This window comes from Gordonia sp. 11cp, assembly GCF_057767225.1.
Genome location: NZ_CM173437.1, coordinates 1723348 through 1745260, shown reverse-complemented (window position 1 = coordinate 1745260; position 21913 = coordinate 1723348). Strand labels below are relative to the sequence as shown.

Genomic DNA, 21913 nt, shown 5'->3' with positions numbered 1-21913 from the left:
CTTCGAATCGTGTCTCCGTGCGTTCGGGCATCAGGCGATGTCGTACTCGGCGGGCTCGAAATCTTTCGTGGCGCGCCAGTACTGCCAGGTGAAGCCCGGCCACACGGTGCGGTTGACGCCCTTCGAATCGAGATACCAACTCGTGCAGCCGCCGTTGGTCCACACTCCCTTGGCCAGCTTCCGCTGGATGTCGGTGTTGAAACGTTCCTGCACGGACGGGCGTACGTCGACCTTCTCAGCGCCTCGGCGTTCTACTGCGTCGATTGCCTTCATGATGTACTTGATCTGCTGCTCAATCATGAACACCACGGAGTTGTGGCCGAGGCCCGTGTTGGGTCCGAGGAGGAAAAACAGGTTGGGAAAACCCTCGGTCGTGATGCCCAGGTGCGTATTAATGCCAGTCTGATGCCAATGGGACGGGAGATCCTCGCCACTGGCGCCCTTGAGGGCGAGCTGATCGAAACCGTCAGTCACGTGAAAACCGGTCGCATAAATTATAACGTCCACGAGATGCTCGACACCGTCTGAAGTAATGATGGAATCAGCGGTCACCTTCTCAATCCGGTCGCTGATGACAGTGGTGTTAGGTGCCGCAAGCGCCGGGTAATAGTCGTTTGACCCCAGAATCCGCTTACAGCCGATACGATACGACGGGGTCAGTTTCTTGCGCAATGCCGGATCAGTGATGGAGCGTTCGATGTTCCATTGAGCGACCTTTTCAATTGGCCGCATGAGGTTAGAGTGACCGTTGAGGCCGAAGGCCAGGCTCTCCGCACCCCAGTACACCGACCACCTGGCGATACGACGTGCAATCGGGAGTTTACTCAGAAGAGTCCGCAGGGCCGGCGGAACGGAGAAATTCTTGCGGGGTAGGACCCAGGCGGGGGTTCGCTGGAATACCTTGAGGGACATGGCCTCCTTCTGCACGAAAGGTACAAACTGGATAGCGCTGGCGCCAGTGCCGATCACGGCGACACGCTTGCCCTCTAGATCCACCGAATGATCCCACTGTGCGGAGTGAAACGCGTCGCCTTTAAAGTCCGCAATACCCGAAATTTCGGGGAAATTGGGGATATGCAGCGCGCCGACTCCTGACACCACGAACTGAGCAATGTACTCACGTCCGGACTCAGTGCGCAGGTGCCACCGCGACTCCGACTCGCTCCAGTATCCAGAAACCAATTTCTGGCCGAAATGAATCTTTTGTGTCACGCCACGCTTATCCGCGACATCCTGTAGATACCGCTCAATTTCTGGCTGTGATGACCACACCTTCGACCAGCTACCTCGACTCTCGAATGAGTACGAGTACATCAGCGACGGAACGTCACATGCACAGCCTGGATAGGTGTTGTCGCGCCAGGTCCCGCCGACGGAGCTGGCCTTTTCCAGAATCAGAAAATCGCTATACCCGCGACGTCTAAGCTGCGCGGCCATCCCGAGACCAGAGAACCCGCTTCCAATAATCAGAATCTTGGTGGAAATCGGGTCGTTGGTTGAATCCGTCTTGGCGGTTGCGCGCGTGGCGCGCCGGGTAGTCGATGATGCCATGGTTATGCTTTCTCCCTCGTAGGTTGGATCGCACAACACATCACCTGCGCACAGTGGCGGCAGGTGATCTGTTGAGGCGGAAGTGATCGCGAAGCGATCGAGCATGCTTCGCGCGGGTCTATAGTGTCGATCACGACGTCACGGTCGCGTGAACGGAGATCAGCGAAGATCGTCGGGAAGGCTGCGCGTCGCACGCCACATGGCCATTGTGAATTTGCCTTCCAACATTCCCGCCTCATGGAAGAACCGAATCATGGGCTCAGACATAAATTGCAGGTTGGTTCGGTAGTTTGGGCTGGTCTGCTGCGCCCACACGCCACGCCAGCGACTAATTCCCACTGCGGGGTACACTTTCGGATTGATGAGCAGCGGGTACGCCAGGTTCGCGATGACGGCGAGCACGCCTCGGTGCCAGGCGCGCGTTGCCTTACGACGACGCTGCATGCCTTCGATCATCTCCAGTCGCGCAAAGGTAATGTGGCGGGCTTCCTCAAGGACGTGGATCTTCATGAGCTGGCGAAGCTGCGGCTGCATGTTGGGGTCGTTCATCGCCTCGCGTTGGGCGCGGTCCAGGATTTCCTCGATCAACAGCGTAGCTCCAGACACCGACGGCCCGAGAGGGACGAAATGCAGGATCTTCGCGAAGCTTAAGAAGCCCTTAGGAAGCTTGTAGGGGGGCACGCCCGTCTTGTTGATGAGGCGCGCGAACATAGTGGAGTGGCGGGACTCATCGCCGATCTCTGTCAACGCGTATAGAGACTTCTGATCGGTTAAAGCCCCCTTCGCCGACATGCGCAGAAGCGCTGAACTCAACAGATTCTCTGCGTAGATGCCGAAACTGAGGATGCTTACGATCTCATGGCGCCCCAACTCGCGGCGCTGCTCCTCAGTCATCTTGTCCCACAGCCTGGTGCCGTATAGCGACACTCGATGCTCTGGCAGAAAGCACTTGCCGTCCTCCCAGGGCGACTCCCAGTCGATGTCGATCTCCGCGTCGTAGAACTTCTCTGCGGAAGACCGCAGCAATCGACCCGCAGATCGTTCCATGTCGACGGGCTTACGCCCGTTCACCCGAGCCATGCCCTCCTTCGAAAAGTCGGGGTTCATCTGGACATCCTGCACGGTCATGTCGTCTCCTCGGTCGTTCAAGGCTGGGAGTTGGGTCTGGCGCCCAGTACCCATTACTCGTAGTATCTGGTACTGCTAGTATCCACGAACTGCGATATTTGTCAACGCTCAGTGCGAAGAAGGTAGGACTGTATGTCTGACGACCATGACCTCGACTACTCCGGCGAAGGGACCCTGGTGTGCCGCGGGGCGGAGATCCATGTCGAAGCGAAGATCAAAGGCTATTTCCAGCCGCTGAACGGCCTGTACACCTGGTATGGCCGTATTCAGAAGAATGAAGAGCTCGACGGTCTCCTGAAAGGCGCTCGCGCGATCGCTGTGTTTACGACCCCCGAGGGCCGAGCGGAGTGTGTCGTCGGGGATCCCGACTTCTGGGGCCGATACCGCATCTCAGGCAAGAGCACTCCCCCATACCACCTGCCCACCACTCTCGAGGAAGTCGAGAACATGGTCGAGCATCACCACAAGTGACAATCATCCACCGCATGGACGTTCGCGAAACGGGTCCGCACGATTGGGTCGCCCACTGTAGGTCGAGAGGATATTGCACATGGTGAGTTCGTCTCCCATTCGAACCCGCCCGTCGAGAGGGGGCGAGAGACTCGGCGAGTACAGTCCGACCCTTGAGCGGGTTGCATGGTTTACCCTCCGGCGCAAAGGAATTGTGACGCTGGTCTGGCTCGGCGCTGCTATCGGCTTAGGCCTTGTCTTTCCTCAACTGGAGTCGGTGGTCAGGGAACAATCTGTGGATCCAATCCCGGCCGGAGTCCCGTCTTTTCAGACCTTGGACCGTATGGGTGCCTCGTTCGACGAGCGCGGCGCCAAGACCACTGTATTCGTTGTGATGGAGAGCAGTGCAGGCCTGTCCGACAACACCCGCGATCGATATCACGTGCTTGTCGACACCCTGCGGGCGGACGACAGGCACGTCATCGCTGTCCGGGACCTGCTGAGCGATCCCCTCACCGCAAGTCAGGCTCTCAGCAAAGACAAGCAAGCCTGGTATCTGCCCGTGGGAGTGGCCGGCACACTCGGGGGACCCGATACCGCGGAGGCGGTCGCAGCGGTGCGTGAGATCGCTGAGAGTATCTTTCGTGACAGTGGGACGACAGTCCGTGTGACAGGCCCGCCCGCGACCTTTAGCGACCAACTCGCCGTGGGCGAGTCGGATCTGGTCCTGATCACTGTTGCCACCGTGCTGCTGATCGCCGTGATCCTCCTGATCGTCTATCGTTCGGTCTTCACCGCGCTGATGCCGCTGCTTGTCGTGGGCATGAGCTTGGCTGTGGGTCGCGGAGTTCTATCTGGACTGGGCGAGCTGGGCATGCCGGTATCCCAGTTCACATCAATGTTCATGACCGTCATCATCTTCGGTGCCGGAGTTGACTATTCGGTGTTCCTCATCAGCCGCTATCATGAAGGTATTCGAGCGGGTTACTCTCCTGATGTCGCTATCGCCCACGCGAATGCAACTATCGGCCGCGTGGTTCTAGCGTCGGCGGGCACTGTGGCCCTAGCGTTCCTGGCTATGGCCTTCGCCAAGCTCAGTGTGTTTAACACTTTGGGTCCGGCCTGCGCAATCGCCATAGCGTTCGCATTCTTGGCGACGGTGACATTGCTGCCCCTCGTACTCTCTTTCGCTGCCAAGAAAGGTGCCGGCCTTCCCCGCCGTGACCTGACGCGGGATTACTGGAGAAGAGTCGGAGTCATGGTTATCCGGCGGCCGGTCCCTCTGCTCGCGATCAGTGTGGTCGTGTTGATCGGCCTCGCCATGGTCGCCGCAACAATTCAGATCACCTACGACGATCGCGAGGGGCAGCCAACTGACACAGGGAGCAACGAAGGATACGCGCTTCTCAACCGCCACTTCCCGAAAGACATCATCATCTCAGAATTCTTGGTGGTGGAGTCCGAGAACGACATGCGCACGGCTCAGGGCCTTGCCGACCTCGACCAGCTAGCCTCCCGCGTCGCGCAGATTCCCGGCGTGACCAGGGTCATTGGCGTGACGCGGCCGACCGGTGAGAAGCTAGAGCAGGCGCAATTATCTTGGCAGAATGATCAGATCGGTACCAAGATCACCGAGGAGACCGGTGATGGACAGGCCCGCAAGGGTGATCTGGCCGTCCTGAAGACGGGGTCAGAGCAGCTCGCCGGAGGCCTGGCACTGTTAGAAGACCAGATATCCTCCAACCTCGCTCCGCTGTCGGGGTTGCTCGACGAGGTGTCGTCATTTGGCCCGCAGCTCGACGAGTATCGGCCGCTTGTGAACCAACTGGCGAACGCTGCCCCAAGGCTTAGACAGTTTTCCAAGCAAGCGCCTGAGCTGTCTCAACTCGCACGTCGGGCCCAGTCTGCGGCAGATGCGGTCGCGCCGGCGTTGTCCGCGTTAGACAATCCGTGGTGCCAGCAGATCGCGCAGTGCTCGGCACTGCGCGCGCAAACGGCCGACATCCGGGCACTCGCGGATGATCAGTCGCTTGGGAGGGTGGCTGACTTTGCCGCGCAGCTCGGCCGCGTGAGTGCGCCAGGCTCGACCAACATTGCACAGCTGCAGCGTTCTCTTCAAACGCTGGATTCTGCACTACAAGCCATCGGCGGACAGGACCTGGGGAACAGGCTCTCGCAACTCGAATCCGGCGTCGGCGCACTTGCCGACGGCGCGCGTCAGTTGTCGAACGGAGTCGGTGCTCTGGTGGACAGCAACCTTCAGCTACTCAGTGGACTGGCACAGGTCGCCGCACAGCTTCGGGCTCCCGCACGGGAGGTCGGCGATTCTGACTCGGCAACCGGCTTCTATCTCCCCGCGGATGCGTTCAAGGACCAGCAGTTCAGTCAGGTCGCTCGACAGTTCATCTCGTCCGACGGGAAAACCGTGCGCTATGCGGTACAGACCGCCTACGACCCATACTCTGCCGATGCAATGACGCTGGCGAACGAGCTGTCCAGCGTCGCCGAGAACGCGATGCCGAACACCACTCTGGAGGGCGGACGTGCTTCTGTTGCGGGCTTTCCTGCGATCAATTCCGACGTCCAGCGGCTGTTGTCGTACGATTTCAAACTGCTCGGCATAGCCACCCTTCTCATCGTGGGTCTGATCCTGATGCTGCTGTTGCGGGCCGTCGTTGCACCTGTCTATCTCCTTGCAACCGTCGTCTTGAACTACATGGCGGCTCTCGGTATTGGTGTGCTCGTACTTCAACACATCCTCGGTGCCGGGATCGCCTGGCCCGTGCCACTGGTGTCGTTCATTGTCTTGGTGGCGGTGGGCGCCGACTACAACATGCTGCTGGTGTCACGGCTGAGAGAGGAAACGAGGTGGAGCGTGCGGGTCGGCGTAATGCGTACCGTCGCTTACACCGGGTCGGTCATCACCTCGGCTGGGTTGATATTCGCGGCCAGCATGTTTGGGCTGATGGTCGGGTCCATCGATGTGATGGTGCAAATCGGGTTCATCATCGGTGTCGGTTTGCTGCTCGACACGTTCCTGGTGCGGACCTTAGTAGTCCCGGCGCTAGCGGTGCTGCTGGGCACTGCGAGCTGGTGGCCGGGTGACATCGACCGTTTCCGGCTCGCCCCTTGACCATCGCAAAAGTCACGCGGACGGACAAACTCACGCGGACGGACCCATGGGGATCTGACAAGCGTCGGTCGCTGAATATCCCGACCATTCCGTCAACAGGTAGGAGGGGCATAAGCATGACGCAGCACCGTCGCCCGTGATAGATGAGTTGCGTCCTAATTCAAACGCTAGCTGCACTGACCTTGGTACGCGGCTGGCTGGTGGTTGAACCGCCCCGGGTCTGTCGGAGGCTCTCGAACCTGTGAAGGATGGAGAGCATGGCAGCACCACGCAAGTACAGTGAGGAACTCAAGGACCGGGCCACCCGGATGGCATGTGAAGCGCGACGAGATCCCGATTCGTCGAGAGGTGCGATCAAGCGGATCGCCGATCAGCTCGGAGTCCATCCCGAGGCGTTGCGCAATTGGGTTCGTCAGGCCGAGATCGACGGCGGGGTCCGCCCGGGCACCACGAGTGAGGACGCTGACCGCATCGCGGCGTTGGAGCGGGAGAACCGTGAACTGCGGCGAGCGAACACGATCTTGAAGCAGGCTTCGGCTTTCTTTGCGGCGGAGATCGACCGCCCACAGCGCTGATCGTGGAGTTCGTCGCGGCTCACCGCGATGAACACGGAGTCGATCCGATCTGTGCGGCATTGCGCGATACGTCCGCCCAGATCGCTCCGTCCACGGTACGAGCCCACCTGAGCCCCCAGAAGACCGAGGCGCCTCGTGTGGTGCGTGACCGGGAGCTCCTTACCCAGGTCCGCGCGGTGCATGCCGACAACCTCGGCGTCTACGGTGCCCGCAAGGTGCATGCCCAATTGCGCAGACAGGGCCATAGTGCTGCCCGCTGCACCGTCGAGCGATTGATGAAAGCCGATGGGCTGCAAGGGATAGCGAGACTCAAGACACGCAAGACCACGCGCAGCGAGGGAGCTGAAACACCCCGGCCGGCTGACCGGGTCAACCGTCAGTTCACCGCGGCGGCACCGAACGCGTTGTGGGTGGCGGACCTGACCTACATCCGCACCCACTCGGGCTGGGTGTACGCGGCGTTCGTCCTGGACGTGTTCTCGCGGATGGTCGTCGGCTGGCAGGTCTCGACCACCATGCACACCGACCTCGCCCTCGACGCCCTGAACATGGGATTGTGGGCACGGTCGCGTGCCGGCCACGACGTGGCCGGGCTGATCCACCACTCCGACCGCGGAGTGCAAGGCGGATTCAACTGGTCGTCGCAACACCATGATCATGGAGGTGTTTGCGGTGGCTACGGCGGACTGGAGTCGGAGGACCAGCGATGTGGCGGTAGGTGTTCGTCGGCAGTGGCGTGCTGATCGTGCACTTCGGCCGGCGATGCGATCGCCGGGGCGGCCGGAGCCGTCGCGGCAGGTGCAACGTGAGTTTTGGCGGGTGGTCGCGACGGGGGTGAGCACGGCACAGGCATCGATCGCTGTCGGTGTGTCGGTGCCGGTGGGTACACGCTGGTTCCGCCACGCTGGCGGCATGAGGCCGCTGAGTCTGGATGAGCCTTCGGGCCGCTATCTATCCTTCGCCGAACGGGAAGAGATCGCGCTGCTACGCGCCCAGGATCGTGGGGTGCGTGAGATCGCACGGTGGATCGGGCGGAGTCCGGCCACGATCTCGCGTGAGCTACGGCGCAACGCCGCAACCAGGAGCGGGAAGCTCGAGTATCGGGCGTTGGTGGCGCAGTGGAAAGCCCAGCAGGCCGCCAAGCGCCCGAAAACAGCGAAGCTCGTGGCCCACGTCGAGTTGCGGGAGTACGTACAGGACCGCCTGGCCGGCGTTGTCCGCCGTCCCGATGGCACGATCGCTGCGGGCCCCACGCCACCGCCATGGAAGGGGCTTAACAAACCGCACCGGGCCAACCGGCGGTGGTCGCTGGCGTGGAGTCCAGAGCAGATCTCCCAGCGTTTGAAGGTCGACTTCCCCGATGATGAATCCATGCGTATCAGTCACGAGGCGATCTACCAGTCCCTGTTCATCGAGGGCCGCGGCGCGCTCAAACGTGAGCTGGTCGCGTGCCTGCGCACCGGACGTGCACTGAGGGAGCCGCGGGCCCGCTCGCGCAACAAGCCGCAGGGTCACGTCACCTCCGATGTCGTGTTCAGTCAGCGCCCTGCCGAGGCCGAGGACCGTGCCGTCCCCGGGCACTGGGAGGGTGATCTGATTATCGGAACTGGGAGATCGGCGATCGGCACGATCGTTGAACGTCGTAGTCGTGCAACACTTCTGGTGCATCTGCCACGCCAGCAGGGCTGGGGTGAGCAGCCGCCTGTGAAGAACGGGCCCGCACTCGGTGGCTACGGTGCCATCGCGATGAATGCAGGACTGACAGCGTCGATCGCCGCGCTGCCGCAGCAGTTGCGCAAAACGTTGACGTGGGATCGCGGCAAGGAACTGTCCGCTCACGCCCAGTTCGCGATGGACACCGGAACGCAGGTGTTCTTCGCCGATCCGCACTCACCGTGGCAGCGACCATCCAACGAGAACACCAATGGTGTTCTGCGCCAATATTTTCCTAAGGGAACTGATCTGTCGCGGTGGTCAGCTGAGGACCTCGAGGCCATCGCCTACACCCTCAACAACCGTCCTAGAAAAGTCCTTGGATGGAAAACTCCCGCCGAAGTCTTTGGCGAACAACTACACTCGCTACAACAACCCAGTGTTGCATCGACCGATTGAACGCGCCCAATTCCGATCGCGAAAATTCGTACACGCCTTGAACACTCATGGACTCACGGGGTCGATGGGCAAAGTCGGAGCGTGCGGGGACAACGCAGCGATGGAGAGTTTCTTCGCACTCCTGCAACGCAACGTGCTCGACCGCCAACGCTGGGACACCCGCGAGCAGCTTCGGATCGCGATCGTCACCTGGATCGAACGGACCTACCGCCGCCGGCGCCGGCAAGCCCGCCTCGGTCGGTTGACGCCTGTCGAGTTCGAAGCAATGATCAACACCGCCGCTGCCGCGGCATGACACCCAAACTGTCACCTATCCGTGCAGCAGTCCCCATCGGCAAATGCATTGCTTCTATAGAAGTGTGCCCACCGAACGCTGACGACGTTCGGTGGGCACACTTGCGCCCTATAGCGGCGCTAATTCGATACAACCGGCAGCTCGCCCTGCTCATGCTTCGCGCGTAACACCTTCTTATCGAACTTGCCCACGCTCGTACGCGGTACCTGCTCCACGAACGTCCAGTTCTTCGGGATCCACCAGTGTGGGATCTCCTCCGGGCAATTTCTTAGGCACCACTCGTGAAGCGTGTCAGCCGACACCTTGCGACCCGGTACCGGAACCACCACGGCGAGAGCTGTTTCCTGCCACCGGGGGTCGGGCATCGCGACAACCGCGGCCTCGGCGACATCTGGGTGCGACATGATCCAGTTCTCGAGCTCCACTGACGAGATCCATTCGCCCCCTGACTTGATGACGTCCTTGGACCTGTCGGTCAGCGTCAGGTACCCGTCCGGGCTGATGTGTCCCACGTCTCCGGTCCGCAACCAGCCATCCCGAAACCTCTCGGCGTCCTCGAGCCGGTAGTAGCTGCCTGTGACCCACGGACCCCGCACTTCGAGTTCGCCGACGGACTTGTCGTCACGGGGAACCGGCAGGCCGCCCTCGTCGATGAGGCGCATCTCCACCCCGCAAATTGCCCGTCCCTGTCGCTTGCGGTACGACATTTCCTTTGTGGGGCTGATCCCGGCGGGAGGCCGACTTACCGCTGCAAGCGGGGACGTCTCAGTCATGCCCCACGCCTGGATAATCTGTACGCCGAAGCGGTCCGCAAACCCTTCGATCAACGACTGCGGGACAGGAGCTCCACCACAGGCGACAAGGTCGATTGATGACAAGTCGACACCCGGATTCGCGATACCGTACTGAAGAAGATCGTTCCAGATTGTCGGTACTGCTCCTGCCTTCGTGGGGCGATGCTGTTGGATCAAGTCGGCGAGCGGCGCCGCTTGAAGGTATCGATCAGGCATGAGCAAGTCCGCGCCGGCCATCAGCGACGCGTAGGGCAGACCCCAGGCGCTGGCATGAAACATCGGCACGACGGGAAGTACACGATCGGCTTCTGCGATCGCCAGAGCGTTACCAGTACACGCTGCAATGGAGTGCAGAAACACCGAGCGATGACTGTAGACGACCCCCTTGGGATCGCCTGTAGTGCCGCTCGTGTAACACATACCCGCAGCCGACCGCTCGTCGGGATCGACCCAAGAGAACATTGGTGATTCTGCTGCGAGCGCGTCATGGTATCGCATCACGGTCACGCCGTGGCCGTCGAGCGGGGAGGTGTCGCCGTCGCCGGTAACGAACACAACCCGAACCGTCGCCAAGCCCGGTAAGACCGCCGCCAACAACGGCACCAGCGACCCGTCCACAATGATGACCTTGTCTTCGGCGTGGTTCGCGATGAACTGCAGCTGAGCCGGTGACAACCGGATGTTCAGCGTATGCAGCACCGCGCCCATCGCGGGTACCGCAGCGTACGCTTCGAGGTGCTCCTGGTTGTTCCACAGCATGGTTGCCACGCGGTCGTCGCCGACCACGCCGACCCGGCGCAGAGCATTCGCCAGACGTGCGCATCGCTCTTCGAGATCGCCGTAGGTTGCGTACCGGGCAGAGTCGCTCGCGGAATAAGTAATCACCTGCCTATCAGTATGATTGGTTGCGACGTGACGCAGTATCGATGACACTGTCATCGGCACCTCCTGCATGGTGCTTTTCATCAAATTCTCCTTTCGCGGCGGACGCTGGATCATTCGGCAGGTCCGTAATCCTGGATCTGCCAGCCGTTCTCGGTCTTCAGCACGACTACTTTCAACAGTGTGGGGAGTTCGCTCGGCTGAGGGTTCTGAACATTCTGGGTCTTCTGGGTGGCGAAGACCAGCACCGTGTATTCCCCCCGGTTCTCGCTGGCGCTGCCGGTGACACTGGTCGCCAGTACGCGTCCCGACGCTTGGACCTTGGCCTGTTCCATGATTTGGGTCAGGGTGGGTTCGACATCGTCGTATCGCTTGACCAACGCATCGCTGGCATTCTCTTTCACTTCGGTAAAGAATGCGCCGGTGTTTTGGTAGCTGTAGGTGAGCGACTTTGTGGTGTAGTCCGATGCTGCCTGCGCTGCCTGCGCTCGTTGTGTGGCAGCGTTCTCCGCGGACGTCTTTGCTTCCCTCATGTCAATGTAGAGGTAAGCAAAGAGGCCGGCCAGCACCGCGAGTGCCACCACGAAAGCGCCGGCGGCCACCGCCTGGACGCGTGCTGATCTCCATCGGTGCCTGGCATCGGACGTCGGGGGGCTTGCCTCGTCCGGGGCGGGACCGTCTTGGGACGTCGCAGATTCTGTAGCACCAGTGGCGTCGCTGCGATCTGCTTTGTCGGAAGCCGCAGTCAGCTTATCCTCAGCGCTGCTGTCCTTGGATTCTGGTCCGTTGTCTTGTGCCGTCATTTGCTGCCTTCTGTGAATGCTGGTGTAGGAGGTATCCATCGGGCGTCAGCGAGGTGATGGCGTGACGGCGATCGGAATCTGCGCCTGCCCCCGATGTGACGCTGGGAATGTTCGAGCCAGAAGATCACCGATCGATCCGAAGTCGATGTATGTGTCTGCGACTTTCGCCGTCGCCGGCTTCACCGCGCGGGTAATGGCGACAATATCGGGCTGGAGTATCTGGATGTAGCCGCTGAGCTTTTCCACTAGCTTCAGGATCGGTGGCCATTTGTCGTAGGACGTAGAAGTGAAAACGATGAACGCACGTTGGATCCTCGCCAAACCGTCGACGGCATCCGGGGTCCGGACCGACGCGGTGCTGAGCACACCGCCCACGTTCGACATAAGGCCCAGGAGGAACTCGGCATTGTCCGCAGTGGTACGGACGGCACCGTCGTCACCGACGAAGTCCACGAGGCGGTGCATCATGTCTCCGATCGTGTCGAGGTCCTTTTGCCGGCCGTCGACTGCCGCCGAGATCGTTTCGTTGATGGACTGAATCGATGCTGGATCGAGCGCGTCCGCCACTGCCGACATTTTCGGGAGCACCTGGGGAACGGATTGCGACACGCGGATGGCGCCGGCGGGCACTAGGTCCCCACTACGCAAGTACTCACTGGTGGTTGTGCCCGGTGGGATGAAATTGATGTATTGTTCTCCCGCGACCGAGAGGTTCTGAATCGTCATGACACTGCCGCGAGGAATCTTATAGTCGGAGTCGATGGACATGTCGACGGCGAGCTGATTACCTGTGACGCGAATAGATGTCACTTTTCCCACCGGCACCCCCTCTAACATTACCGGTGATGTGTCTAGAAGGCCGCCCGAGCTCTCGAGTATGGCCGAGATCGCGTAGTCGGTGCGGAACGGGTTTACCCGTGCCACGTCGATGATCAAGTATGTCGCTCCGACGAGGAGAACGAGGACAAGGGCAACCAGCGATACGAGGGTGCTGCGGATCATGGCATCATTCCGATCGCTCGCAAGACGGTTATGAACGACTCGGCATCACGCCGCGCCAGTTCTCGGCCATCGATAGACACATCGGAGACGTTGATATCTGGCGAGCTGACGAATGGGATGAGCCTTTCGCGTATTACACGAGCCGCCTTGTCGGAAACATCCTTGGAGTAGATGTCCGAGTACGCGATGGACGCGACCACTGGCGCGATCGCGCCCACCGTTTCCTTGATGCGGGAATACTCAGGGTCGACGATACGGCCTGCGGATACCGCGAAGTCGCGCAGATTAGCGATGAGTAGCGCTACGTCAATTAGCGAGTAGCCCAGACCATAAAAGTTCACTCCCCCCTTGGTCAACATTCGGTCTGTACCTGACGGGTCGGCCAGGATCACTTTGAGTGTGCGATCGGCTGACTGCAGGATTACGTCGAGTTTGTCGGTGTTGGCAGACACCTCAGACACGGTGCGCAAGGTCGTGCGGTAGAGCGCATCGAACTGGGCGGGGTCACTCGGAAAAGTCGAGTTCAGCGTCGATATCGCGGTATGGATTTTATCGAGTTCACCCCCGCCCAATACGTTAGCCATACCCCGCATCACGTCCTCGACGTTGGCAGCCGGTTCGGTGCGTGAGAGAGGTATTACCGATCCCGCGCGCAGCAAGCCTTGGGTGGACTGCTGTGCAGGGGGAAGGATGGCCACATAAATCTCGCCCAGGAGAGTGTCTTGGCGGAGTTCCGCGCGCGAATCTTCCGGCAGCTGGGCGTCTTTATCAATTCGGGCAGCAACCAGCGCGTGGCCTCCGTCGTAAGCGACGCTGGTGACGGCACCGACGTCAATCCCTCGAGAGAGGACTTTGGCACGGGCAGGCAAGTTCAGAGCACTCGTGAACTCGATCTCGATGTCGTAGCCGTCTCGGGCGGATGATCCACCGATGGTCGGCGGGTTGTCAGCACTGATGCTGCAGGCGGCGAGGGCGATAGTCGCTACGAACAGCGTCACGATCGCGGCCGTGACACGACGAAGGTAGCCGTAGATCATCATCGAGGTTGCCCTCCGATCAAGTTGGCGATCGTCGCCGCTTCGTTACCCGTCGCGCAAACGTCCTTGACGGAAGGAGGAGCGCACGCGTTCTTGAGGGCCTGCAGTGGTACAGATATTGCGAATGCCCGCAGGATCGACTTCGCATCTGGATGCTCAACGATGAGGTCAGCTGTTCGAGCGGCGACGGACGCAAGTATGTTTTCTTGCTTGCCCGCTTGCGAGAGGAGGGGAACCGCAGCATCTCCAAGTGAGAAAATAGGTGGCCCGAAGTCAGACGATAGGCGCGACAGGATAGGGACGAAGGTGCCTGCGTACTCTGTTGCGGCGCCGAATGTTTGACCGAAAGCAACAATCACCTCAATTGCGCCTACGAAGTTGTCGAATAGCTGGGTCACCTCAGTACTGTTTTCGGTGGCAACACCGGTTAAGGTGGCGAGATTGGCTACAATCCTGCGTATCTGGCTATCACGCCGGGTCGGATCGTTGATTAGCGTGGCCGAGTCCTGGAGAATGCCGGATATATCACCCTGGGTCCCTTCCATGTTTTTCGAGACGAGTGTAAGTGCCTGAAGAATCGCATCCGTGTTACGTCCGTCGTCCTTGACGAGTTCGTCTGAAAGAGTGCTGATCGCGTCGAGCGTTTGACTAATCCCCAGTGGAGTCCTGGTCTTTTCCAGTGGGATACACTCAGCCGACTTGTAATATTCTCCGCCACGATAGGGATGGGTGAACTCGATTTGTCTTTCGGTGACAATCGAGGTGGACACCAGGGTCGCACCCACATCTGCGGGAAGCGGCACGGTCTTGTCGATCCGCATATCGACACGCACACCTTTCTGTCCCTCCTCGTGAATGCCTACGACCCTGCCCACCTTCTTGCCGAGCATCGCGACGGAATTGCCTTCGTACAGACCTGATGCGTCAGAAAACTCCGCACATAGTGATCGCGTGTCGTCGTCGGCTGTCGCATAGTCGATTCCGACGCCGCCGATCACTACTGCCAGTGTGACAATGGTGGCGATCGGGATCAGATGCCGACGCATCCGCTCCGTCAACATTTGTTATCACCAATCGGGATACAGACGCGGACGGTCGGTTCAGGACTCGCAGGTCCGACCTGCGGAGCATTGAGGAGAATGCTCAGTCTTCTGGTGATCTGATCGACCTGGGCCAGCGCGTCTTGGTAGGCGGGCATCTGGGCCGACACCTTGTTTAGAAGGATCTTAAACTGCTGTACCGATGGTTCTATACCGTCGCGGTACGCGACAAGCGGCCGGGTCAGCAACTTAAAAAGACGACGTAGATAATCGAACCCGCTCTGGACGTTGGCGATGTCTGGTCCAAGGGTGCGGGCAAGGAAGCTGAGCTGGCGTAGGAAGTCCACGAGTACCTGCTTGCGGTTTGCGAGGGCAGCGACATACTCGTCGGACAAAGCCACCGTCTTGTCGAGTTGTGCGTACTGACGCTCCAGCAAGTCCATCAGGCTGCTCGCGTTTTGCAGGGCATCAGGGATATTGGTGTTTCCGTCGGAAAAGGCATCCTGTAGCAACGCCGCCGTGCGCCGTAGATCAACACCACGCACGTCACGGAACACCGGTGTAGATGTCTCCAGGGTGCTGGAAATATCATAGGTGCTGCCTGTCTGCACCAGTGGGATCGCGCCGTCAATGGCCGACGGGCCTGAACCTGGGTCGAGGTCCAATACACGTCCACCGATAGGGGTGAGGAGACGGACGTTCGCCGTCGCGTCCGACCGAACGGCAATCGAGTCATCCAGCCGGAACCGCACGGTGATGAACGTTCCGGTCAGGTCGACCGACGCTACCTTGCCTTTCCTGATCCCGGCGATACGTACCTGGTCGCCAGCTTCCAATCCGCCGGTATTGACTAACTCCGCGCTGTAGATAGTTTGTCCGGGCGGCGAGATATACACAGCTCCGGCGGCGACGAGACCGGCCACCGTGACCATCGTTACGACCCCCGCCAGGATGAGGTCCCGCCGACGCTGCGGGCGGTGATGCGGACGCTTGCCGAAGAAACGGGTCACTGGCACACCACCAGTCGTTGACCCATCAGGGCGATCTGCACTGTTCTCGGTAGGTCGAGCACCCCTCGGGCACACCCTGCCGCCGAGGGCGGGGGAGTCGCGTTGGATGTTGCGGCCAGGGCGTCCAGGAGCGGCTTCAGGAGAACGGCACCATTCAGTAGGCCTTCTGTATCCCCTGGCTCCCGCACTAATCTCTGAAAGATAGCCGCGAAGCTGGTGTCGTAGGTCGACTCGATCTGCTCACCGGCGAGTACAGTCTTTGCCATCGAACGGTTGACCTCTCGCAGCGAGGCCCGCAGTCGATCGCTCACGCGGCTGAACGCATCGACGATTGACCCCAATTTGTCTATCAACTCAACCAGTTCAGCGGAGCGCCCCATCAACTGGTCGGACACCTGCCCCAGGCTCGTCACAATATTGGTGATGATCTCTGAACGCTGGTTCCCGTAATCAGTGATGTTCGCGACTTGCTTCATGACTGGTGCGATACCTCGACCGTCTCCCTGGGCAACCCGTAGAAGGTTCGACTGAAGCTCGTTGATTTCCGCAGTATTCAATGTATCGAATACTGGTTTGAAACTGTTGAATAGTGTCGATACGTCGAAGGACGGGACGGTCTTCTCGAGTGCCACCTGTGTGATCGAGTCCTGGTCGGCGCCTTGTCCGGCATTGATGAGTTCCACATACCGCTGCCCCAGCAGATTTTGGTAACGCACAGCGGCAGTCGTCGCGGGGGTAATCGCGACACCGTCATCCAGTTGGAAACGGACGATCGCTGTTGAGCCCTCGAGATCGACAGCCGTTACATATCCCACTTTCACTCCAGCGAGTCGTACCCCGTCGCGGGGCTTGAGTCCGGAAGCGTCGGCAAACACCGCGGAACGCTGCGAACTGGGTGACCCTTCGTTGGTCGGCTGCAGAATCGCGATGATGACATATGAAAGGACTCCGATGAGAGCGATGAAAGCGACGATTTTAATGATTGTGGGTGTTAGCGACCTCAGAGTCATCGCGTGGCACCCCCCATTCTCAATGCGCCTTGTAGGGCAGGCGACGTCTGGACCACCAGTGCTAGCTGGAGCTGGACCCGTTCGTTGAATTTCGGCAAGGCTTTGTCGATGCCATCGAGGATCTGCGGGATCGTGTACACCGTGCGAACTAGCCCCGAGGCGGATCTGGCGACGGGCCGCGCTAGGTCAAGGCCGACGTCTAACAGCGAACTCAGGGCTGGGTAATTCTTATCGAGCAGGCCGCCGAGCCCACCGAAAAGAACCTTTCCCGTGTCGCCGAGATTACTCTTCGTGCGGTCGATGTTTTGTTGGGTGGCGAAAAAGTCAGCGATATCGACGTTCTTCAAGACGCCAGGGACAAACGGCGTCATGAAGTCGGCGACTCCGGTGGACAGGTTAGCCGCAATTCCTAGGTCCTCCCCGACCGGCCGTTTCTGGACATCTCGCGTGAGTTGCGCAATCTGGAGAACGAGTCTTCCGCTATCAGCCATTGCCTGCGAGTCCTCAACGATGAACCTCACTACCGCTTCAAATGAGGGCTGGTCCAGTGCCTCGACCAGCGTGGAGATCTTGCGAACAAGCGTTGACACCGAGGTCTGTTCAGATTGCAACCTGCTCACGTAGACACTCCCGCCGGAACCGATGGGTGGTCCTTGTCCAGGATCTACGATCTCCAGTGCAGTTGGTCCCAATGCGTTTGACGAGGTGTAGTTCACCGTCATGCCCTGCCGGAGAACTAGGTCGTTACCGGAACCGGTGAGGTTGATTTTGACCGCCGCGCCACGGTCTCGAACCGCGATGCTCGAGACCTCCCCCACGGTGAACCCAAGGTACTTCACATCCGATCCCCCCTTCAATCCGTCGCCTATCGCGTCGGTGTTGATGGTCAACGACGTGTGATCGCTGAAGTCGCCGTTAGCGTCACTTATCAGTAAGTAGGCAGCTATCGCGCCGAGGATCAATAGGGCGACCCCCCGAAGGGCCAGGTTCCCGTGCGACGGCTCGCGTCCGGACGGATCATGAAAGACAGCCACTGAACCCCCTACCCTGAAATCCGTACGCCGGAATCGAATCCCCACATCAGAAGGGTCAAGATCATGTCCTCCACGACGATGACTATGAGGCTCGTGCGGATCGCTCGACCGGACGCTCGACCCACCCCCTCAGCTCCGCCTGTGGCGAAGTAGCCCTGATAGCTATGGATAATCACTACAGAAATGACAAATACAAGAACTTTGATAAGCGAGAAGGCAAGATCCTGAGGTTTGAGGAACTGGTCGAAATAGAAATCGTAAGTGCCGCCGGATTGGCCGTGAACTTGTGTGACGACGAGTTTGGCGGCCCCGAATCCGAGAATAAGCGCGACGATGTACAAAGGAATCACGGTCGTGATCGACGCAACTACGCGAGTGCTGACGACGAATGGAATAGGACGTACCGCCATAGCCTCGAGAGCGTCGATCTCCTCGGAAATGCGCATCGAGCCGATCTCAGCTGTCAACCGGCAGCCGGCTTGTGCTGCGAACCCGATCGCCGCGATCATTGGCGCAAGCTCTCGGGTGTTGGCATAGGAAGAGATGAACCCCGTCAGTGAACCCATCCCTACGAGGTCCAGAGAGGCGTAACCCTGGATACCGATTGAGGCGCCGACGGCGATGCCGAGGATGGCGAGGACGATGGCCGTTCCACCACCGACCAAGACTGCACCTCTACCCCAGGCGAATTCTTGTATGTAGAGCAGGGTTTGGCGTCGGTAGGTGGTGATCACATGGCGGATGCCGAGGACCGCGGCGATCACAAAGGTCGCGACGTGCCCCAAGCGTTCAGGTACGTGTACAACTGGCGCGATCACGGCTTCGACAGGGCGGGTGGCGGCGGAGAACCTCCGGGAGGGAACGGTGGTCACGAGGCGTTTCTCATCCAATAGTTTGGGGGACGAACATGGTTGTTAATTGCGTGATAAAGACATTGATCACGAAGCATGCGACGACGCCCAGTACTACGGTGGCATTTACTGAGGTTGCGACGCCTTTAGGGCCGCCTTTCGTCGACAGGCCGCGGTGACAAGCAATCGTCACCACTACAAGTCCGAACACAAGCGATTTGCATAGAGCGACAACGATGTCTGTTATCGATGCGAACGAAGCGAACGAGGCGACGTAGCTGCCTGGTGTGATGCCTTGGACGTCGACGCTGATGGCGTAGCCCGCCAGCAGCCCGGTGAAGACGATTAGCATGCAGAGCAGCGGCGCGGTGATCAACACAGATACGAACCGGGGCGCTACGACTCGCCTGATCGGATTGAGTCCGAGTGTCTCCATGGCAGCAATTTCTTCGCGAATCGTTCGAGCACCCAAATCAGAGGCAATCGCTGATCCGGCCGCGCCCCCGAGTAGGAGGGCGGTAACGATGGGCGCTCCCTGTTGAATAATCCCGAGGCCACCAGCGGCGCCAGCTATTGACGTGGCCCCAACTTGCTGAGTGAGGCTACCCACCTGTACTGACACGATGACACCGAATGGCACAGCTACGAGAATCGCCGGCAGAGTTGTCACGACGATGACGAACCAGGTCTGCGATACGGCTTCGCGAAACGGAAATCGTCCTGTAGCAATGTCTACTGCTACCCACCGCAGGGCCTGACCAGCCAAGCCGACGGTGTTACCAAAAGTGGCAGCGCCGTCTAGCAGACGGTTGACGCCTGTGCCGGTGGTGATGGCCATCTCCCCCCCTAGTGCGCGTGGTGTGCGCCACTCCATTCGCGTGTGCGTAATGGACAGTATCAGGTACTGGCAGTATTACCTATAGTGGTGAGCACAGACCGTGTTCGGGACCGGTTCCCACACCTCATCGATCCCCCCGCACCCTGTTGCGTAGGTGGCGGGCTGAGTTAAGGACAACGATCAGAGATGACCCCCGAAGCAAGACTGCCGGCACACTCGTCCCAGTGCATGGGCTGCGGAAGCAGCAACCCCCACGGACTTCAACTTGAGGTCTACCGGAGCGGCGAGCGGGTGTACGCCGATCACACCTTCGACGAGAAACACCTCGGCGCGCCCGGGTTGGCGCACGGTGGCGCGATCTCGGCCGCCTGCGACGACATCATGGGTTTCACCCTGTGGATCGCGCGGACCCCCGCGGTGACCCGCACCCTGACCGTCGAATACCGCCGGCCGGTCCCGCTGCACACTCCCATACGTCTCACTGCCTGGATTGACCACGAGTCGGATCGCCTACTGCACATCGCGGCCGCCGGATCGTTCGATGAGCAAACGTACTTCACCTCTAGCGGTGTTTTCGTCAAGGTCGACGTTGCTCACTTTCGACGTTATGCCGACGTATCAACAATCGATGACTTCTTCGCCAACTTCACGCGGTCAGACTGACGCCGCACGCGTCTCCGTTCTGCGCGCCGCCAACTCTGCGAGGTACGCGACCACGTTCGGCGATCCACCGCCAGCGGTCAGGCTGCGACGGTCAACAGGGCTGGAACTGCAAACGCTCGGCCTTCCACTGCCGGTTCAGTAGCGACAGGAAAACAACACCGCAAGGACCGGCTTGACCGCGAGGGTCAGGCCGAGCGGATTGCCCGCCCACCAGTCGCGGCGCTGCAGCATCAGGCTCGTACACAGCGGCTGAACCATAACGGTCACCGGCAGCACTGTTCTCACAGGATTGGAGGGGAGGGCGGCGAGCTCCCTCGAATGTGCAGCTCTCTTCCTTCCGTCCTGGCTACAGTTGAACCGCCCCGGGTCTGTCGGAGGCTCTCGAACCTGTGAAGGATGGAGAGCATGGCAGCACCACGCAAGTACAGTGAGGAACTCAAGGACCGGGCCACCCGGATGGCATGTGAAGCGCGACGAGATCCCGATTCGTCGAGAGGTGCGATCAAGCGGATCGCCGATCAGCTCGGAGTCCATCCCGAGGCGTTGCGCAATTGGGTTCGTCAGGCCGAGATCGACGGCGGGGTCCGCCCGGGCACCACGAGTGAGGACGCTGACCGCATCGCGGCGTTGGAGCGGGAGAACCGTGAACTGCGGCGAGCGAACACGATCTTGAAGCAGGCTTCGGCTTTCTTTGCGGCGGAGATCGACCGCCCACAGCGCTGATCGTGGAGTTCGTCGCGGCTCACCGCGATGAACACGGAGTCGATCCGATCTGTGCGGCATTGCGCGATACGTCCGCCCAGATCGCTCCGTCCACGGTACGAGCCCACCTGAGCCCCCAGAAGACCGAGGCGCCTCGTGTGGTGCGTGACCGGGAGCTCCTTACCCAGGTCCGCGCGGTGCATGCCGACAACCTCGGCGTCTACGGTGCCCGCAAGGTGCATGCCCAATTGCGCAGACAGGGCCATAGTGCTGCCCGCTGCACCGTCGAGCGATTGATGAAAGCCGATGGGCTGCAAGGGATAGCGAGACTCAAGACACGCAAGACCACGCGCAGCGAGGGAGCTGAAACACCCCGGCCGGCTGACCGGGTCAACCGTCAGTTCACCGCGGCGGCACCGAACGCGTTGTGGGTGGCGGACCTGACCTACATCCGCACCCACTCGGGCTGGGTGTACGCGGCGTTCGTCCTGGACGTGTTCTCGCGGATGGTCGTCGGCTGGCAGGTCTCGACCACCATGCACACCGACCTCGCCCTCGACGCCCTGAACATGGGATTGTGGGCACGGTCGCGTGCCGGCCACGACGTGGCCGGGCTGATCCACCACTCCGACCGCGGAGTGCAATACCGAGCCATCCGCTACACCGAACGACTGGCCGAAGCCGAAGCGGTGACATCTGTTGGCTCCAAAGGGGATTCATACGACAACGCGATGGCTGAGGCGTTCAACTCGCTGTTCAAAGCCGAATGCATCCGTAACCCCGTGATGCGCCCGCGAGGCGGCTGGGCAGGTGTGGGCGAGGTCGAGATCGCCGTCGCTGAGTACGTCGAATGGTTCAACCACCGCCGCCTGCACGGCGAGATCGGACACGTCCCACCCGTCGAGTACGAGAGCGCCTACTGGTCGACCCAAACCGTCACCAGCTACCGTGAGAACCCGGTCCCCGCAAACGCTGGAACCAACTAACCGAGCCTCCAGCAAAC

Annotated in this window: 20 protein-coding genes, 1 pseudogene and 2 other annotated features; of the genes and pseudogenes, 8 read left to right on the top strand and 13 right to left on the bottom strand. The window is 60.3% G+C overall.

Features of this window, described 5'->3' with window-relative positions; translation table 11 throughout:
* Positions 1-30: 30 nt before the first annotated feature.
* Together AC3B6C_RS07695 and AC3B6C_RS07690 are read right to left on the bottom strand one after the other, a co-directional pair.
* Positions 31-1551, bottom strand: a complete 1521-nt coding sequence (locus AC3B6C_RS07695; protein WP_238422784.1) for a flavin-containing monooxygenase — start codon at positions 1549-1551, stop codon at positions 31-33.
* A gap of 159 nt (positions 1552-1710) precedes the next feature.
* Complete coding sequence (locus tag AC3B6C_RS07690) at positions 1711-2679, bottom strand: AurF N-oxygenase family protein (protein ID WP_238422774.1); 969 nt, start codon at positions 2677-2679, stop codon at positions 1711-1713.
* A gap of 132 nt (positions 2680-2811) precedes the next feature.
* Between AC3B6C_RS07690 and AC3B6C_RS07685 the strand changes: the two genes are divergently transcribed.
* The 6 genes and pseudogenes from AC3B6C_RS07685 to AC3B6C_RS07660 all read left to right on the top strand — a co-directional run.
* A complete protein-coding gene (locus AC3B6C_RS07685; RefSeq protein WP_064572173.1) occupies positions 2812-3150 on the top strand; it encodes a DUF4873 domain-containing protein in 339 nt (112 codons plus the stop codon).
* 79 nt (positions 3151-3229) lie between these two features.
* Positions 3230-6262 carry an MMPL/RND family transporter gene (locus AC3B6C_RS07680; protein ID WP_369519011.1) on the top strand — a complete coding sequence of 1011 codons (3033 nt, stop codon included), beginning with the start codon at positions 3230-3232 and terminating at the stop codon, positions 6260-6262.
* A gap of 257 nt (positions 6263-6519) precedes the next feature.
* Positions 6520-6837 (top strand): transposase, encoded by a 318-nt coding sequence (locus tag AC3B6C_RS07675; protein WP_004022138.1) that lies wholly within the window; start codon positions 6520-6522, stop codon positions 6835-6837.
* Positions 6798-6926, top strand: a sequence feature (AL1L pseudoknot). Its footprint overlaps the gene before it by 40 nt.
* On the top strand, positions 6840-7580 hold the full coding sequence (locus tag AC3B6C_RS07670) for an IS3 family transposase (protein WP_014928955.1): 741 nt from the start codon (positions 6840-6842) through the stop codon (positions 7578-7580). It overlaps the preceding feature by 87 nt.
* Positions 7495-8949 (top strand): IS30 family transposase, encoded by a 1455-nt coding sequence (locus tag AC3B6C_RS07665; protein WP_078114170.1) that lies wholly within the window; start codon positions 7495-7497, stop codon positions 8947-8949. The genes AC3B6C_RS07670 and AC3B6C_RS07665 overlap by 86 nt, the downstream gene beginning before the upstream one ends.
* A gap of 4 nt (positions 8950-8953) precedes the next feature.
* Positions 8954-9244 (top strand): annotated as a pseudogene (locus AC3B6C_RS07660) (integrase core domain-containing protein); the annotation flags it as partial.
* A gap of 119 nt (positions 9245-9363) precedes the next feature.
* On the opposite strand, the gene AC3B6C_RS07655 reads toward AC3B6C_RS07660, so the two are convergent.
* Genes AC3B6C_RS07655 through AC3B6C_RS07610 form a run of 10 tightly spaced genes read right to left on the bottom strand, consistent with a single transcriptional unit; the run spans position 9364 to position 19473 of the window.
* Positions 9364-11004 carry a long-chain fatty acid--CoA ligase gene (locus AC3B6C_RS07655; RefSeq protein WP_014928958.1) on the bottom strand — a complete coding sequence of 547 codons (1641 nt, stop codon included), beginning with the start codon at positions 11002-11004 and terminating at the stop codon, positions 9364-9366.
* 29 nt (positions 11005-11033) lie between these two features.
* Positions 11034-11762: a hypothetical protein gene (locus AC3B6C_RS07650; RefSeq protein WP_223258800.1), complete on the bottom strand. Its 729-nt coding sequence runs from the start codon at positions 11760-11762 to the stop codon at positions 11034-11036.
* Positions 11763-11768: 6 nt separating this feature from the next.
* The gene (locus tag AC3B6C_RS07645; protein ID WP_004023297.1) at positions 11769-12725 is read right to left on the bottom strand and encodes an MlaD family protein; all 957 of its coding nucleotides are present in this window, start codon (positions 12723-12725) and stop codon (positions 11769-11771) included.
* Entirely contained in the window at positions 12722-13765 is a 1044-nt protein-coding gene (locus tag AC3B6C_RS07640) for an MlaD family protein (protein WP_004023296.1), read from the bottom strand. Before AC3B6C_RS07640 ends, AC3B6C_RS07645 begins: the two co-directional genes overlap by 4 nt.
* Positions 13762-14823 (bottom strand): MlaD family protein, encoded by a 1062-nt coding sequence (locus AC3B6C_RS07635; protein ID WP_004023295.1) that lies wholly within the window; start codon positions 14821-14823, stop codon positions 13762-13764. The genes AC3B6C_RS07640 and AC3B6C_RS07635 overlap by 4 nt, the downstream gene beginning before the upstream one ends.
* Entirely contained in the window at positions 14817-15812 is a 996-nt protein-coding gene (locus tag AC3B6C_RS07630; protein WP_004023294.1) for an MlaD family protein, read from the bottom strand. Before AC3B6C_RS07630 ends, AC3B6C_RS07635 begins: the two co-directional genes overlap by 7 nt.
* The gene (locus AC3B6C_RS07625) at positions 15809-16822 is read right to left on the bottom strand and encodes an MlaD family protein (protein ID WP_004023293.1); all 1014 of its coding nucleotides are present in this window, start codon (positions 16820-16822) and stop codon (positions 15809-15811) included. Before AC3B6C_RS07625 ends, AC3B6C_RS07630 begins: the two co-directional genes overlap by 4 nt.
* Positions 16819-17856, bottom strand: coding sequence for an MlaD family protein (locus tag AC3B6C_RS07620; RefSeq protein ID WP_004023292.1), 1038 nt, complete (start codon positions 17854-17856; stop codon positions 16819-16821). Before AC3B6C_RS07620 ends, AC3B6C_RS07625 begins: the two co-directional genes overlap by 4 nt.
* Before the next feature lie 8 nt (positions 17857-17864).
* A complete protein-coding gene (locus tag AC3B6C_RS07615; protein WP_014928961.1) occupies positions 17865-18728 on the bottom strand; it encodes an ABC transporter permease in 864 nt (287 codons plus the stop codon).
* Between the two features lie 10 nt (positions 18729-18738).
* The gene (locus AC3B6C_RS07610; protein ID WP_033206584.1) at positions 18739-19473 is read right to left on the bottom strand and encodes an MlaE family ABC transporter permease; all 735 of its coding nucleotides are present in this window, start codon (positions 19471-19473) and stop codon (positions 18739-18741) included.
* A gap of 258 nt (positions 19474-19731) precedes the next feature.
* Here AC3B6C_RS07610 and AC3B6C_RS07605 point away from each other — a divergent pair, with 258 nt between their 5' ends.
* Positions 19732-20208: a PaaI family thioesterase gene (locus tag AC3B6C_RS07605; RefSeq protein WP_004023289.1), complete on the top strand. Its 477-nt coding sequence runs from the start codon at positions 19732-19734 to the stop codon at positions 20206-20208.
* Between the two features lie 135 nt (positions 20209-20343).
* Here the strand turns inward: AC3B6C_RS07605 and AC3B6C_RS07600 are convergent, their stop codons facing one another.
* Positions 20344-20484, bottom strand: coding sequence for a hypothetical protein (locus AC3B6C_RS07600; protein ID WP_156422439.1), 141 nt, complete (start codon positions 20482-20484; stop codon positions 20344-20346).
* 129 nt (positions 20485-20613) lie between these two features.
* Here AC3B6C_RS07600 and AC3B6C_RS07595 point away from each other — a divergent pair.
* Positions 20614-21896 (top strand): IS3 family transposase gene (locus AC3B6C_RS07595; protein ID WP_085949824.1). Its coding sequence is split into 2 segments (ribosomal slippage): positions 20614-20902 and positions 20902-21896, totalling 1284 coding nucleotides; the frame shifts between segments, so codons are not numbered across the junction.
* Positions 20892-21020, top strand: a sequence feature (AL1L pseudoknot). Its footprint overlaps the gene before it by 129 nt.
* Positions 21897-21913: the final 17 nt, after the last annotated feature.